The 14,165-nt window shown below is 74.2% G+C and carries 16 protein-coding genes and 1 tRNA gene; 6 read left to right on the top strand and 11 right to left on the bottom strand.

Features of this window, described 5'->3' with window-relative positions:
* Positions 1–246 precede the first annotated feature (246 nt).
* Positions 247–1,164 carry a rhomboid family intramembrane serine protease gene (locus ACFSBI_RS03240; protein ID WP_377931973.1) on the bottom strand — a complete coding sequence of 306 codons (918 nt, stop codon included), beginning with the start codon at positions 1,162–1,164 and terminating at the stop codon, positions 247–249.
* A gap of 126 nt (positions 1,165–1,290) precedes the next feature.
* Between ACFSBI_RS03240 and ACFSBI_RS03235 the strand changes: the two genes are divergently transcribed.
* Entirely contained in the window at positions 1,291–2,613 is a 1,323-nt protein-coding gene (locus ACFSBI_RS03235) for an MFS transporter (RefSeq protein ID WP_377931971.1), read from the top strand.
* 63 nt (positions 2,614–2,676) lie between these two features.
* Here the strand turns inward: ACFSBI_RS03235 and ACFSBI_RS03230 are convergent, their stop codons facing one another.
* From ACFSBI_RS03230 to ACFSBI_RS03205, 6 genes are read right to left on the bottom strand one after another with little or no spacing between them, the layout of a single operon-like run.
* A complete protein-coding gene (locus tag ACFSBI_RS03230; RefSeq protein WP_377931969.1) occupies positions 2,677–3,177 on the bottom strand; it encodes a DUF427 domain-containing protein in 501 nt (166 codons plus the stop codon).
* Positions 3,178–3,203: 26 nt separating this feature from the next.
* Positions 3,204–4,064 (bottom strand): prenyltransferase, encoded by an 861-nt coding sequence (locus ACFSBI_RS03225; protein WP_377931967.1) that lies wholly within the window; start codon positions 4,062–4,064, stop codon positions 3,204–3,206.
* On the bottom strand, positions 4,061–4,357 hold the full coding sequence (locus tag ACFSBI_RS03220; protein WP_377931965.1) for a lycopene cyclase domain-containing protein: 297 nt from the start codon (positions 4,355–4,357) through the stop codon (positions 4,061–4,063). Before ACFSBI_RS03220 ends, ACFSBI_RS03225 begins: the two co-directional genes overlap by 4 nt.
* Positions 4,354–4,695, bottom strand: coding sequence for a lycopene cyclase domain-containing protein (locus ACFSBI_RS03215; protein WP_377931963.1), 342 nt, complete (start codon positions 4,693–4,695; stop codon positions 4,354–4,356). The genes ACFSBI_RS03220 and ACFSBI_RS03215 overlap by 4 nt, the downstream gene beginning before the upstream one ends.
* Entirely contained in the window at positions 4,692–6,293 is a 1,602-nt protein-coding gene (crtI, locus tag ACFSBI_RS03210; protein ID WP_377931961.1) for a phytoene desaturase family protein, read from the bottom strand. The genes ACFSBI_RS03215 and crtI overlap by 4 nt, the downstream gene beginning before the upstream one ends.
* The gene (locus tag ACFSBI_RS03205; RefSeq protein ID WP_377931959.1) at positions 6,290–7,171 is read right to left on the bottom strand and encodes a phytoene/squalene synthase family protein; all 882 of its coding nucleotides are present in this window, start codon (positions 7,169–7,171) and stop codon (positions 6,290–6,292) included. The genes crtI and ACFSBI_RS03205 overlap by 4 nt, the downstream gene beginning before the upstream one ends.
* 94 nt (positions 7,172–7,265) lie before the next feature.
* Between ACFSBI_RS03205 and idi the strand changes: the two genes are divergently transcribed.
* Entirely contained in the window at positions 7,266–7,796 is a 531-nt protein-coding gene (gene idi / locus ACFSBI_RS03200; protein WP_377931957.1) for an isopentenyl-diphosphate Delta-isomerase, read from the top strand.
* 3 nt (positions 7,797–7,799) lie between these two features.
* Here idi and dcd read toward each other — a convergent pair whose 3' ends face one another.
* On the bottom strand, positions 7,800–8,405 hold the full coding sequence (gene dcd / locus ACFSBI_RS03195; protein ID WP_377931955.1) for a dCTP deaminase: 606 nt from the start codon (positions 8,403–8,405) through the stop codon (positions 7,800–7,802).
* A gap of 47 nt (positions 8,406–8,452) precedes the next feature.
* Here dcd and ACFSBI_RS03190 point away from each other — a divergent pair.
* Both ACFSBI_RS03190 and ACFSBI_RS03185 read left to right on the top strand, forming a co-directional pair.
* A tRNA-Gly gene (locus ACFSBI_RS03190) sits at positions 8,453–8,526 on the top strand.
* 97 nt (positions 8,527–8,623) lie between these two features.
* Positions 8,624–9,238 (top strand): class I SAM-dependent methyltransferase, encoded by a 615-nt coding sequence (locus ACFSBI_RS03185; protein ID WP_377931953.1) that lies wholly within the window; start codon positions 8,624–8,626, stop codon positions 9,236–9,238.
* A gap of 128 nt (positions 9,239–9,366) precedes the next feature.
* Here the strand turns inward: ACFSBI_RS03185 and ACFSBI_RS03180 are convergent, their stop codons facing one another.
* Positions 9,367–9,696: a DUF3467 domain-containing protein gene (locus ACFSBI_RS03180; protein WP_377931952.1), complete on the bottom strand. Its 330-nt coding sequence runs from the start codon at positions 9,694–9,696 to the stop codon at positions 9,367–9,369.
* A gap of 118 nt (positions 9,697–9,814) precedes the next feature.
* Here ACFSBI_RS03180 and ACFSBI_RS03175 point away from each other — a divergent pair, with 118 nt between their 5' ends.
* Together ACFSBI_RS03175 and ACFSBI_RS03170 are read left to right on the top strand one after the other, a co-directional pair.
* A complete protein-coding gene (locus ACFSBI_RS03175; RefSeq protein WP_377931950.1) occupies positions 9,815–10,306 on the top strand; it encodes a DUF4383 domain-containing protein in 492 nt (163 codons plus the stop codon).
* A 4-nt stretch (positions 10,307–10,310) separates the two neighbouring features.
* A complete protein-coding gene (locus ACFSBI_RS03170) occupies positions 10,311–10,811 on the top strand; it encodes a hypothetical protein (protein WP_377931948.1) in 501 nt (166 codons plus the stop codon).
* A 17-nt stretch (positions 10,812–10,828) separates the two neighbouring features.
* Here the strand turns inward: ACFSBI_RS03170 and ACFSBI_RS03165 are convergent, their stop codons facing one another.
* Together ACFSBI_RS03165 and ACFSBI_RS03160 are read right to left on the bottom strand one after the other, a co-directional pair.
* Positions 10,829–12,133: an ATP-dependent DNA helicase gene (locus ACFSBI_RS03165; protein ID WP_377931946.1), complete on the bottom strand. Its 1,305-nt coding sequence runs from the start codon at positions 12,131–12,133 to the stop codon at positions 10,829–10,831.
* Complete coding sequence (locus ACFSBI_RS03160) at positions 12,130–14,112, bottom strand: bifunctional copper resistance protein CopD/cytochrome c oxidase assembly protein (protein WP_377931944.1); 1,983 nt, start codon at positions 14,110–14,112, stop codon at positions 12,130–12,132. The genes ACFSBI_RS03165 and ACFSBI_RS03160 overlap by 4 nt, the downstream gene beginning before the upstream one ends.
* Positions 14,113–14,165: the final 53 nt, after the last annotated feature.

The following is a 14,165-nucleotide window of genomic DNA, read 5'->3' as shown; positions in this document are numbered from 1 at the left end:
GGGGTGCTCCTTCTGTTGCGGGTGAAGTCTCCACACGACTTGCGTCGTGATGACTCAACCCTACGACGCGTCACCTGAGAGGTCCAGTCGACGCACCTTCAAGTTGAGCCACTGGTGCTCAACTCGAAGCGGGCTCGGGCATTCCCACGGTCCCCGGGTGGTCCCTTCGAGGACCTCAGGACATCGCTCGAGGCTCCTTCGGCGCACCTCGACCGGCGGGGTGGAGGTGCGACCGGCGGAGCCGGGTCAGCCGAGCACGCCGCCGCGGAGCGCCGCGACCAGGATCAGCCCGGCGCACGTCGCGCCGATGATCAGCGCCGGGGTGCGGGGCTTCCAGTGGCTCGGCGCGCTGCGCAGCAGGTAGAGGGCCCCGGCGCCGCCGACGATGCCGCCGACGAGCCCGGGCAGCGAGAGCCCGCCGGAGAGCACGATCGACAGCAGCAGGTTGACCGCGATCATGATCAGGATCTGGCTGCGCACCTGCCGGTCGTCCCAGACCGCCACGAGCAGCGCGCCGAACGAGCCGAACAGGATCGTGTACAGGCCGAGGCCCGGCTGGCCCGAGATCACGGTGGCGGCGTTGCCGACCACGCTGGCGACGCCGACGACGATCAGGAACGTGCGCGTGCCGAGCATGCGGTCCAGCTGCGGCGCGCTCAACCAGAAGAACACGGCGGACAGCGCGAAGAAGATGATCGACCCGAAGCCGATCGAGCCCGCGGAGCTGACGAACGGGGCGGTCACGTAGCGCCACAGCTGCAGCTCGGGGAACGGCAGCAGCGACCCGAAGCCCGAGGGCAGCGCCGCGAGCAGGCGGAACGGCAGGTCGGTGAAGGCGCCGATCAGGAACAGCGCGATCGCGGTGCCGAGCATCGCGGTCGGCGCGTTCCAGGTGATGCCCGCGGGCTGCAGCAGCGTGCGCACCCGCTGCGCCTGCCGGCGTCGGCGCTGGGGCTTGATCGGCGCGACGTTGTTCGGGCGCCAGGTGACGGCGCCGGAGGTCTCGGCGACGCACTCGGGGCAGTGCACCCCGACGGGCGCCTGGATCTGGCACTCCGGGCACACCGTCCTGCCGCACCGCTGGCACAGCACCCAGCTCTGCCGACCGGGATGCCGGTAGCAGACGGAGGGATCGGTCTCCACAGCACCCCGTGTGTCGCTCACGAGCGAGGATTCTCCCTCCTCGCGGCGCTCCGGTGGCGCCTCGGCTCCCTGACTGGGGCCGAGCGCGCGCCGAGGCGCCCCGCTGGAGGGGTGCCGCCGGCCGCGCCCGCTCCCTAGCCTGGCGCCATGACGGCTGTCGTCCCCCGGCGCTCGACCGACCGGCGCGTGCTCGCCTGGGCCGCGTGGGACTGGGGCAGCGCCGCGTTCAACGCCGTCATCACCACCTTCGTCTTCACCGTCTACCTGACGAGCGGGTACTTCGTGGACCCGGCGCTGCAGGAGGGCTCCGCCGCCTACGTGCGCGCGCAGGCCGGGCTGACGAGCGGCCTCAGCCTCGGCATCGCGATCGCCGGGATCGCGGTCGCGCTGCTCGCCCCGGCGCTCGGCGGCCTCGCCGACGCGGCAGGCGCGAGACGGCGATGGCTCGCCGGGACCACCCTCGTCGTCGTCCTCGCCATGGCGGCGATGTCGCTCGTCGTCGGGGCCCCGGAGTACTTCGTGCTCGGCGTCGTGCTCGTGTCGGTCGGCACGCTCGTGTTCGAGATCGCGTCGGTCAACTACAACGCGATGCTGCCGCGCGTGGCGCCGCCCGCCGCCCGCGGGCGGGTCTCGGCGCTCGGCTGGGCCGCCGGGTACTTCGGCGGGATCGTGCTGCTGGTGCTCGTCTACACGACCCTGATCGCGGGCGGGACCCACCTGTTCGGCGTGACCGAGGAGGGCGGGCTGAACATCCGGGTCGTCGCGCTGGTGTGCGCCGTCTGGATGGCGGTGTTCAGCGTGCCGGTGCTGCTCGCCGTCCCGGAGATCCCCGCGGTCGCCGAGCGCCGGCCGGCCGTGCTCGACGCCTACCGCGCCGTCTTCCGGCTGATCGGCGCGCTCTGGCGGGACCGCCGGACCGTGCTCGGCTTCCTCGTCGCGTCCGCGGTCTTCCGGGACGGCCTGACCGGCGTCTTCACCTTCGGCGGCATCGTCGCGGCGCAGGTGTTCGGGTTCACGAGCGGCGAGGTGATCGTCTTCGCCATCGCCGCGAACGTGGTCGCGGGGGTGAGCACCCTGCTGTCCGGCCGCCTCGACGACGCGTGGGGCCCGAAGCGGGTGATCGTCGTCGCCCTGATCGGGCTCGTCGTCGCCGGCCTCGCCGTCTTCCTGCTGCGGGACGGCGGACCGACGGTGTTCTGGATCGCCGGGCTCGCGCTCACGGCCTTCGTGGGGCCGGCGCAGTCCGCGAGCCGCTCGCTGCTGTCACGCTGGACGACGCCGGAGACGGAGGGCGAGCTGTTCGGCCTCTACCAGACGACCGGTCGCGCCGCCTCGTTCCTCGCGCCCGCGATGTTCGGCCTCTTCGCCGCGGTCTTCGGCGCCACCGCCTTCGGCATGCTCGGCATCGTGGTCGTGCTGCTGGTCGGCCTGCTGCTCCTGCTGCCGCTCCGGGTCGGCCGCCCCGCCTGACCCGGTCGGTCGGTGTTCGTGCTGCTCTGCGCGCGTCAGAGCAGCACGAACAGTGACCGACGGCTACCAGCCGAGGGTGCCGGGGGCGCCCTTGAACGGACCGACGACCTTCGAGGTGATCCAGCCGCCGTAGAAGTCGCCCTCCTGCGGCGCGACGACCTCGCCCGCGACCTCGCAGCGGTCCATCCTCGAGGGGTAGACGGCGACCATGCCGGCGAGGTCCTCGTACCCCGGCCACGGCTCCGGGTAGGTCCAGGCGGAGCGCACCGCGATGCGGTCGCCCGCCGCGATCGTCAGGTACCGCGCCATCCCCTTGAACTCGCAGAGGCTCATGCCCTGCGCGATGTGCACGTCGGCCCGGATCGCCTCCGCCGGCACGTAGTAGACCGGCGGATGGCTCGTCTCGAGCACCCGCACCGCCTCCGTCGTGTCGACGATCGTCCGGCCGCCGAGCACGACGACGACCCGGTCGCCCGTCGGCTCGACCGCGGGCGGTCGCGGGTAGTCCCACACCGACTCCTGGCCGTCCCCCGGCTCGATCCGATGGACCTGCTTGCGCCGCACGGGACGATCCTCCCCCGCGGCGGCGGTCAGGCGAGCGCGGAGGCCGCGATCGCCAGCATCGTCACACCGAAGCCCGCCCCGAAGTTGATGGCGAGGAAGCGGCGCCAGCCGCGGTTCGCGGTCTCCGCCGTCCCGTCCGTGATCCGGAGGAAGGGCGCGACCATCGCCAGGTAGGGCAGGGCGAGGAGGCCCGCGAGCGCGGTCGGCCAGCCGGAGAGGCCGGCGAGCACGCCCCCGGCGAGGTAGAGGGCGGCGGCGATCCCCACCGTGGCGCGAGCGCCGAGCGCGGTGGCGATGGACCCGATGCCGGCCTCGCGGTCGGCCGGCACGTCCTGCACCGCGCCGAAGGCGTGGCTCGCCATCCCCCAGCAGAAGAAGGCGGCGAGCAGCAGCACGGTGCGCGCATCGACGGCGGCACCCGCGAGCGCGACGCCGTAGACGGCCGGGCTGACGAAGTGGGTGCTGGAGGTGACGGAGTCGAGCACGGGCCGCTCCTTGAACCGCAGCCCCTTGGAGCTGTACGCGATCACGGCGAAGACGCTGATCGCGAGCACGAGCCACGACGCCGGGTTCCCGAGCACCACCAGCACGACGAGGAACGGGATGTTCGTCACCGCGGCCGCGATGAGCGTCGGCCGGTGCAGCGCGGGGGCGAGCACGGAACCCTCGACCCCGCCCTTGCGCGGGTTCCGCAGGTCGGACTCGTAGTCGAAGACGTCGTTCACCCCGTACATCGCGAGGTTGTAGGGGATCAGGAAGTAGAGGGTGCCGACGACGAGCAGCACGGGGTCGACCGGCCGCGCGAGCAGCAGGTACGCGAGCGCGAAGGGGTACGCCGTGTTGATCCACGACAGCGGCCGGGAGGACCAGAACAGGTGCCGGATCATCGCGGCCGCCGCTCCAGCGCGAGCCACAGGGCCGGCAGCGCGAGCACGGCGGCGATCGCGTACGAGAAGTCCTCGATCGGCGCGACGCCGAGCCGCACCCCGAGGATCCGTGCGTCGTCGTACGCGACGATCCCGGTGCCGACGATGACGTTGTCGAACACGGCGGTGAGGACGAGCAGCACCGCGAGCCCGAGCAGGGCGGGCGCGAGCGCGCGCCGCCGGACGAGCACGACGAGGGCCAGCGCGCACACCGGCACGAGCACCGCGAGCGACAGCAGCAGGTACGTCGTCACGCGCGCTCACCGCCGGACCGGACGGTGCCGCGCCCGAGCAGGCGCTGCGCCAGGAGGAAGGCGTGCATGGCGGACAGGCAGAGCAGGATCAGGAAGAAGAGCTCCTCGAGCGGGATGTCCGGCGCGAGGTCGACGCCGACCAGCCAGGTGCTCGGGCCCTCGAAGAAGATGCCGAGCCCGACGCCGGCCGCGTCCCACGCGAGGAAGCCCGCGACCCCGGCGACGAGCACGACCGCGGCGCGCGCCGGAGCGGCGAAGAGGAACAGCCTCAACCTCAGGTCGAGGGTGACGAGCCCGGCGATCGAGACCAGCAGCGCCCCGAGGTAGAGCCCCGTCACGGGCGCAGCGGCTCGGGCAGCGGACCGGTGGAGGTGTCGCCGCGCAGCCGCTTGATCACGAGCTCCGCGCTGATCACGCACATCGGCAGGCCGATGCCCGGGATGGTGGAGCCGCCCGCGTAGAGCAGCCCGTCGACCCGCTTCGACACGTTCCCCGCGCGGAAGAGTGCGCTCTGGGCGAGCGTGTGCGCGGGGCCGAGCGCGGTGCCGTGCCAGGCCGCGAGGTCCTCGGCGAAGTCCGCCGGGCCGATCGTGCGCCGCACCTCGATGCGCTCCGCCAGGTCCGGCACCTCGAGCCACCGCGACAGCTGCGCGATCGCGCGGTCGGCGATCGCCTCCACCGCCGGTGCGCCCGCGCCGTCGACACCTCCGCGCCCGATCGTCGTGTCGGCGGTCATCGGCACGAGCACGAAGAGGTTCTCGTGCCCGTCCGGCGCGACCTGGTCGGTGGCGCTCGGGCGGCAGACGTACAGCGACAGCTCGTCGGGCAGCGGTGCCGGGGGGCGCCCCTTCGGCGGCATCACGGCCGAGAAGTTCGCGTGCCAGTCCTCCGTGAACAGCAGCGTGTGGTGCAGCAGCTCCGGCAGCTCGCCGCGCACGCCGAGCAGGACCAGCACCGCCGACGGTCCCGGCTCGCGGTCGGCCCACCACTCGGGGCCGTAGGTGCGCAGCGCCGGGGGCAGCAGCGCGCGCTCCGACGCCTCGAGGTCCATGGCGCTCACGACGAGGTCCGCCGGCACGTCGCCGCCCGGGGTGCGGACCCCGGTCACGTGCGGCCGGGTCGCGGCGGTGCCCTCCGTGAGGATCCGGGTCGCCGGCGTGCTCGTGCGGATCTCGACGCCGCGCTCGACCGCAACCCGGCGGACCGCCTCGATCAGGGCGCTGATGCCGCCCTTCGGGTAGAGCACGCCGCCCTCGAGGTCGAGGGTGCTCATCAGGTGGTACATGCCGGGCGTGCGGAACGGCGAGCTGCCGAGGAAGACCGCCGGGTACTCGAGGATCTGCCCGAGCCGTCGGTCCCGGAACCGGCGGGAGACGTACCGGTGCAACGACTCCGTCAGCATCGGCACGAGGCGCGGCAGCCCGCGCAGCACCTCGGGCACGAGCAGCGGGCGCAGCGACGCGAAGGTCGTGTAGAGGAAGCGGCGCAGCGCGGTGTCGTACACCCAGCGCGCGCTGTCGAGGTAGGCCGCGAGCCGCGGCCCGGCCCCGGGCTCCAGCCGCTCGGCGAGCGCGAGGTTGCCGGCCCGGTCGGCGGCGATGTCGACGACCTCGGCGGGCTCGCCGCCCTTCGGCTCGAACACCACGCGGTAGCCGGGCGACAGCCGCTGCAGCTCGAGCTGCTCGTCGGCGCTCGTGCCGAGCAGCCGGAAGAAGTGGTCGAAGACCTCGGGCATCAGGTACCAGGACGGTCCGGTCTCGAAGCGGTAGCCGGCGTGGTCCCACTCCCCCGCCCGCCCGCCGAGCACGTCCCGCGCCTCGAGCAGCACGACCTGCCAGCCCTCCTCCGCCAGCAGCGCCGCGGAGGACAGGCCGGCGATGCCGCCGCCGATGACGACCGCGCGCCCGGGCTCCCGCCCGCCGGAGGGCGCGCTCACGACCGCCTCGGCAGCCGGTCGGCGACGGCGAGCGCGGCGAGCTGCGCCTTCACGGGGTCGGGCACCCGCACCCGCGTCGTCTTCAGCGCCGCCGCGGGGGTGGCGCGGAGGCGGCGGGAGAGCTCGGCGAAGAGCCCGTGCGCGAGCGCGACCGCGCGCCTGGGGCCGCGCTCGAGCAGCGGCAGCGTGCGCGCGGCGGCCTCGAGGTCGGCGTCGATGTCATCGAGCAGCCGCGTCTTCGTCCCCTCGTCGAGGTGCTGCACGTCGACGCCGGGGAAGTACGCGCGGCCGAGGCCGTCGGCGTCCGCCGCGAGGTCGCGCAGGAAGTTCACCTTCTGGAACGCCGCGCCGAGCCGCCTCGCGCCGGTCTCCAGCACCTCGAGCTGCGCCGGGCTGCGGGAAGGCCCCGCGGCGACGAACGCGCGCAGGCACATCAGGCCGACGACCTCCGCGGACCCGTCGACGTACTCCGCGAAGCTGTCGCCCGTGTGCGCGGCCCGGGTGAGGTCCATCCGCATCGAGGCGAAGAACGGGGCGACGATCTCCCGCTCGATCCGCACCTCGCGGGCGGTCTGCGCGAACGCGTGCACCACGAGGTTCGTCGAGTAGCCGGTCGACATCGCGCGGTAGGTGTCCGCCTCGAGCGCGTCGAGCGCTTCGGCGATCTGCTCCTGCCGCAGCCCCGCGGCGGACGCGACGCCGTCGACGACCTCGTCGGCGAGGCGCACGAGCGCGTAGACGTCGCGGATGTGGCCCCGCGTCGCGCGCGGCAGCAGGCGGACGGCGAGGCCGAAGGACGTCGAGTACTCGCCGATGACGACCGCCGCGCTGCGGCTCGCGGCGCGGTCGTAGCGCTGCAGGGAGGTGAGCGCCGCCATCACCGCATCCCGCGGCCGGCCGCTACGCTGACGCCCCGGCGCCCCCGCGCGGGGGCGTCGCTGGCGGGCACGAGGCAAGGGTACAGCGGAGCGGATGACGGAACCGGACGAGCAGGTCGTGCTGGTGGACGAGGACGGCGAGCCGATCGGAACCGCCCCGAAGGCCACCGTCCACGACGCGGACACCCCGCTGCACCTCGCCTTCAGCTGCCACGTGGTCGATGGCGCCGGGCGCCTCCTCGTGACCCGCAGGGCGCTGTCCAAGCGCACCTGGCCCGGGGTGTGGACGAACTCCTTCTGCGGCCACCCGGCGCCCGGCGAGTCCATGGAGTCGGCGATCGCGCGTCGCGCGCTCGACGAGCTGGGCGTCGTGCTCGTCGACGTCGCGCCGCTGCTGCCCGACTTCCGCTACCGCGCGACCGACGCGTCCGGCGTGGTCGAGAACGAGGTGTGCCCCGTCTTCTCGGCGCGGACGGACGACGACGTGCTGCCGGACCCGGACGAGGTCGTCGAGTTCCGCTGGATCGACCGCGCCGACCTCGAGGCCGCGACCGCCGCGGCGCCCTGGGCGTTCAGCCCGTGGCTGAACCTGCAGCTCGAGGCGATGGCGGCGCAGCGCGCCTGAGGCTCAGGCGCCGGCCGCACCCGCGTCGCTCGACGTCACGTCGGTCCGCATGAAGTTCAGGTAGGACCGGGACGCCGTCGGCCCCCGCTGCCCCTGGTACCGGCTCGCGTACTCCCCCGACCCGTAGGGCTTCTCGGCGGGCGAGCTGAGGCGGAAGAAGCAGAGCTGCCCGATCTTCATGCCGGGCCACAGCTTGATCGGCAGCGTCGCGACGTTCGAGAGCTCGAGCGTGATGTGGCCGGTGAACCCGGGGTCGACGAAGCCCGCCGTGGAGTGCGTCAGCAGGCCGAGCCGCCCGAGGGAGCTCTTGCCCTCGAGCCGGGCCGCGATGTCGTCCGGCAGCGTGACCGACTCGAAGGTCGCGCCGAGAACGAACTCCCCGGGGTGCAGGATGAACGGCTCCCCCGGCTTCGTCTCGACCAGCCGGGTCAGCTCCGGCTGGTGCTCGGCGGGGTCGATGACCGCGTACTTGTGGTTGTCGAACAGCCGGAACCAGCGGTCGAGCCGCACGTCGAAGCTGGAGGGCTGCAGCAGCCCGGCGTCGTAGGGGTCGAGTCGCACCCGTCCAGAGTCGAGCTGGGCGGCGATGTCGCGGTCCGACAGGAGCACGCCCCGACCCTATTGCTACAGTGGGCCCGCGCCCTCCGGGGTGCGTCGCGGGTGTAGTTCAATGGCAGAACTCCAGCTTCCCAAGCTGGTAGCGCGGGTTCGATTCCCGTCACCCGCTCCAGATCGGCCCTCTCGCCCCGTTCGGGGACGCCTCGGGAAACGAGGCGTGGGAAACCTGTTCCCGCGGGTTCCCAGCGTCGCTCGCCACGATCGGCACCGTGCGGCGCTACGGAGTCCTGACCTCGATCGGCTACGACGTGCTGTCGGGCGAGCGCCCCCTCTACCGTCCCGCGCGGCTCGAGGCGATCGCGCGGCTGCGCCTCCGGCGCGGGGACTCGGTGGTCGTCCTCGGCGCCGGCACCGGGCTCGACCTGCCGCCGCTCGCGCGGGCGCTCGGCCCCTCGGGCCTCGTCGTCGCCGTCGACGACTCCCCCGCCATGCTGCGCAGGTCGGCGGGGCGGCAGCGGCGCGGCTGGCCCGAGGTGCGCCTGGTGCAGGCGGACCTCACCCGCGCGCGCTCCGTGCTGCCGCCCGATGTCGGCCCGGTCGACGCGGTGCTCGCGGTGAACACGCTGTCCCTCATCCCGGACTGGCGCGCCGCCTGGGCGCGCGGCGTCGCGGCGGCGCGGCCGGGCGCCCGAATCGCGGTGGCGGACATCGGCCGGCCCGACGGCGGCACGGCGATCCGCGCCTGGGCCCCGCTGATCTCCGCGGTCGGCCTCGGCCGGCTCGACGCGCACCCGTGGCAGGCGGTCGAGGAGGACGCGACCGACGTCTCCGCGGCCTCCTGGCACCACGGCCACGTGCAGCTGCGCGCCGGCACCCTCCCCTGACCCGTTCCCTGCGGCAGGACATCCGCCGCTCAGCAGGAGAAGCGACGGGCGGATGTCCTGCTGCAGGGCGGATGTCCTGCTCGAGGGCTCGCGTTTCCCGCAGCGTCCGGCGCGGGTGGGTAGGGGAGTCAGACGGCGGGGAGCCAGGACTCCGGGGGCTCGGAGCGGCCGGTCTCCGCCAGCCACTGGTCCGCCTGCTCCTGCAGGGCGCGGATCAGCTGGAAGACCTGGTCGGCGGGGATCCGGACGCGCGCGCCGACCCGCGCCGGCAGCACGCCCACGACCGCGCCGTCCGGGCCCTGCTGGGCCTGCGGCCCCGGACCGGTCAACGACAGGAAGTCGAGCACGAAGGTGTTCGGCGTGTGCCAGATGGCTGCGAAGTCGGCGAACACGCCCTGCTCGACGTCCTCCGGCAGGGTCACCGCGATCGTGGGCTGGGGAGTCGGCTCGTCGCTCATCCCGTCACGCTACGGCGCGGCGGGCGAGCGTCCCGGCACGCCGGCGGTGGCGAACACTCGACTTGGCCTGCCACAGTGGACGCGTCCCGCCCAGGGACCGGTCAGGAGGCGTTCGGTCGTGCAGGTGAACCAGATCAACCCGGGGACGGCGTTCCACCAGTCCCCGAACCGGATCGTCGCCGTCGGGTTCGGCACGGTCTACCTGCTGGTCGGGCTGCTCGGCTTCTTCTGGACCAACGGCGTCCCCTTCGCCGGCCCCGGCGACGGCTCGAACGCGATCCTCGGCATCTTCGAGGTGAACCCGCTGCACAACGTGGTGCACCTGCTGATCGGCGTGGCGCTGATCATCGCGGGCACGGGCACCGCCGCCTCGGCCAAGGCGGCGAACGGCGTGATCGGCGCCGCCTACCTGCTGCTGGGGATCGTCGGCTTCTTCCTCGCTGCGCCCGACGACGGCCGCTCGGCGATCAACTTCCTGTCGCTGAACACCCCGGACCACATCCTGCACCTCGCGAGCGCGCTGCTGCTGCTCGCGACCTCGCTGGGCGCCGACAAGGGCGCGACCCGCGACCGGGAGCAGCCGGAGCCCGAGGGCGCCTCGGTCGTCTGACCCCGTGCGCTCCTGGGCCGGCCTCGCCGCGATCGGAGCCGGCCTGGTCCACCTCGGGATCGCCGCCGGGTCCGACCCGCTGGCACTCGTGCTGCTGACGGCCGCGGGCGCCGCCGAGGTGCTGTGGGGGATCGTCGACCTCGCCCGACCGGAGGCCTCCCGGGGTGCCGCAGCGCTCGGCGTGCTGGCGCTGCTCGTCGGGGCGCAGGTCGTGCTGCTCGTCGCCGTCGGGCACGCTCACGCGACGGGCGCCGTCACCGCCGCACCCGTCGCACCCGCCGCACCCGTGCGATCCGTGCTGCCGCCCGCAGGGGCGACGGCGGGCGCCGCGGTGCTCGACCTGATCGCGACCGCGGCGCTGGCGCTGCGCCTGCGGCGGGGGAGCGGGGCCGAACCGGGCCCGGCGCGGTTCCTCGTCGGCACCGCCGCGGCCGCGCTCGTCGTCGCCGCGATCGCGGCGACGAGCCTCGCCGGCACCGCGGTCGGGGCGGGCCACGTGCACTGAGGGGCGGGCCGATCGCCTCAGGCGGTGGCGGCGGCCGCCCGTCGCTCCTGCACCCAGCGCCGCACGTCGGGGTCGACGATGACGTCGCCGGGGATCAGCGGCCGGGTGAGGTAGAGCCCCTCCAGCGAGGTCAGCCGGCTGAGCGCCACGTACGTCTGGCCGGGGGAGAACGCCTTCCGCCCGAGGTCGATGCGCGCCGCGTCGAGGGTCGCGCCCTGGGCCTTGTGGATGGTGACGGCCCAGCCGAGGCGCACCGGCAGCTGCCGGAACTCCGCGACCACCTCGCGCTCCAGCTCGTCCGACCCGGCCGCGTAGGTGTAGCGGTGCCGCTCCCAGGTGACGGCCTCGACCTCGTGGCTCACCCCGTCGATCTCGACCTCGAGGTTCCCGCGCGCCAGCTTCGACACGATCCCCATCGAGCCGTTCACCCACCGGCCCTCGCTGTCGTTCCGGAGCATCATCACGTGGGCGCCGACCTTCAGGCGCAGCTCCTCGTCCGCGGGGAACGCGCGACCGCCGAACTCGCCCTCGACCTCGGCCAGCGCCACCGCCTCGCGGCCCGGCAGCGCGTCGAGCGCCACCCGGTTGATCGCCGTGACGGTGTCGTTGCGCGTCGCGAGGGTCAGCGGGGCGTCGGCGGGCACGGCGCGGGCGCCCACCTCGTTGAGCCTCGCGGCCATCTCGCGGGTCACCGACCCGTGCCGCACGGCGGTGAGCAGGCGGCGGAACTCCTCGTCCTGCTGCCGGTGGATGAGGTCCAGGTGGAGCGTCCGCAGCCCCACCTGCTCCCAGACGTGCGCGTCGAAGAACCAGAGCGAGCGGTACCGCTGCTCGTACCAGGCGCGCTCCTCCGGTCCCCCCGGGACGGGGGCCAGCTGGAACGGGTCGCCGAACAGCACCACCTGCACTCCCCCGAACGGGTCACGCCGTCCGCGGGCCTCCTTCAGGGCCCGGTCGATCCCGTCGAGCAGGTCGGCGCTGACCATCGACACCTCGTCCACGATCAGCACGTCGAGGGCCTGCAGCAGCTTCCGCTGCTCGCGGTCGTGGTGCAGCCGCGAGGTGCCGATCAGCCCCACCGGCAGCCGCAGCAGGGAGTGGATCGTCTGGCCGCCGACGTTCAGCGCCGCGACGCCGGTCGGGGCGCACACCGCCACCTTGCGCCGCTCGGCCGCGACGATCCGGTGGAGCACCGTGGACTTGCCCGTCCCGGCCCGCCCGGTCACGAGCAGCGGGGTCGGGTCGTCGCCGCCGACCGCGTCGAGCACGGCCTGCTGCGCGGGGGTGAGCGCGACGTCGAGGGCTGCGCCCGCGCCGCTCACGCTCCGCCGCCGAGACGGCCGAGCATCGCGTTGTAGGCGGCGAGGTCCGCGTCCCCGGTGCGGTCCGCGTGGCGGTCCCGGCGCCTCGCCTCCCGGTCGTCGCTCCGCGCCCAGGACACCGCGACGACGATCGCGAGCACGAGCGTCGGGATCTCCCCGACGCTCCACGCGATGCCGCCGCCCAGCCGCTGGTCCGCCAGCGCGCTCGTGCCCCAGCCCATCGCGCCGTACCAGTCCGGCAGCAGCAGCCCGGTGCCGAGGATCAGCGCCAGCCCGAAGAACGCGTGGAACGCCATCGTCGCGAGCAGCACGAGCAGCCGGATCGGATAGGGGAAGCGGAACGGCACCGGGTCGATCCCGATCAGGGACTGCACGAACAGGAAGCCGGTGATCAGGAAGTGCACCGTCATCCACTCGTGCCCGAGGTGGTCCGTGGTCGCCCAGGAGAACAGCGGCGACCAGTAGAAGGCCACCAGGGAGCCGGCGAAGAGCACGGCCGCGACGACGGGGTTCGCGACGACGGTGGCGAAGCGGGAGTGGACGCCGAGCAGCAGCCACTCGCGACCGCCGCGGGTGCCGTCGGTGCGGCGGGGGATCGCGCGCAGCGCGAGGGTGACCGGCGCGGCCGGCACGAGCAGCAGCGGCACGAGCATCGTCAGCGCCATGTGCAGCAGCATGTGGGCGCTGAACAGCACCTCCTGGTAGCGGTTCAGGCCGCCGTTGGTCAGCCAGAACAGCACGGCGGTGCCCGCCAGCCAGCACACGGTCCGGCCGACCGGCCAGGCGTCGCCGCGCAGGCGCAGGCGGCGGACGCCGACGAGGTAGAAGGCCGCCATCAGCAGGCAGCCCACGACCCAGAGCGGGTCGAAGCGCCACTCCGTCAGCAGCGAGCCGACGGTGAGGGGCGGCGGCAGTGGCGACTCGGTCAGCACCTCGGCGGGCGTGGTGACCGGGGCGAGGTCCTGGTCGGGAGGCGCCGTCGCGCCGAGCCCCGCGGCGAAGCCCGCCGCGATGCCGAGGACCAGCAGCTCGACGCCGATCAGCCGCAGGAACGGCGCCCGTCCCGGCCCCGACTTCAGGCGGGGGATGGTGACGGTGCGGTGCAGCGCGCCGAAGAGCCCCGCGGCGATCAGCGCGGCCGACTTCACGAGGATCAGCTGGCCGTAGGGCGTCAGCAGCATCGCTGGCTCCGGCGTCCGGATCGAGGCGGACACGATCCCCGAGTAGCCGACCACGACGAACGCCACGAGCGCGATCGCCGAGTAGCGCTCGGCGAGGTCGGCGAGCGGCGCTCCCCGCAGCCCGAGCCCGACCACGAGCAGCACGCCGAGCCCGCCGAGCCACGCGGCGGCGCCCACGACGTGCAGCGCGAGCGCCGTGATGGCGGTGTTGTGGTCGCCCGCGGCGGTGGCCGCGTGGCCGAGCAGGGCGAGCGGCACGAGGCCGGCGGCGGTGAGCGGCACCATCAGGCCCACGCCGGTGTGCGAGCGCACCACGATCAGCAGCGTCGTCAGCAGCGCGGCGCCGATGGTGCCGCCGAGCCAGATGCGCCCCTCGTCGACCGTGGTCAGGTAGAGCATGAGGTTCGGCCCGAAGGTGGGGGAGCCGATGCGCGGGCCGATCGCGAGGTAGCCGAGCAGGAGGCTGCTGCCGGACGCCACCGTCCACACGCCCGCCGCCGCCGCCGCGCCGTCCAGCAGCCGGGACCAGCCCGGCCGCTCGGGGGACCAGGCGAAGGCGGCGAGCAGCACCGCGCCGAGCGTGACGCTGGCGGCGAGGGTGAGGACCAGCGAGGCGAGCGGACGCGCCGCCTCGAGCAGCGCGTCCGGCCCGGCGGCCCCGCCGCCGATCGCGAGCGAGGCGGCGAGGGCGAGCACCGCCACGAGCAGGACGGCCGCGGGCCAGCCGATCCGCACGGCGCGGGCTCCGGACCCGACGGGGGCCGCGTCCCGGCGGCTGGAGGAGCGCGTGAGGACCATCGTCCCCCGAGGGTACGCGCGCCGGGGGAGCGGCTCCGCCCCGGGGACGACGA

The sequence above is a fragment of the Amnibacterium endophyticum genome, assembly GCF_042680685.1.
Classification (GTDB): domain Bacteria; phylum Actinomycetota; class Actinomycetes; order Actinomycetales; family Microbacteriaceae; genus Amnibacterium; species Amnibacterium endophyticum.
This window is presented reverse-complemented; position numbering and strand designations above follow the sequence as displayed.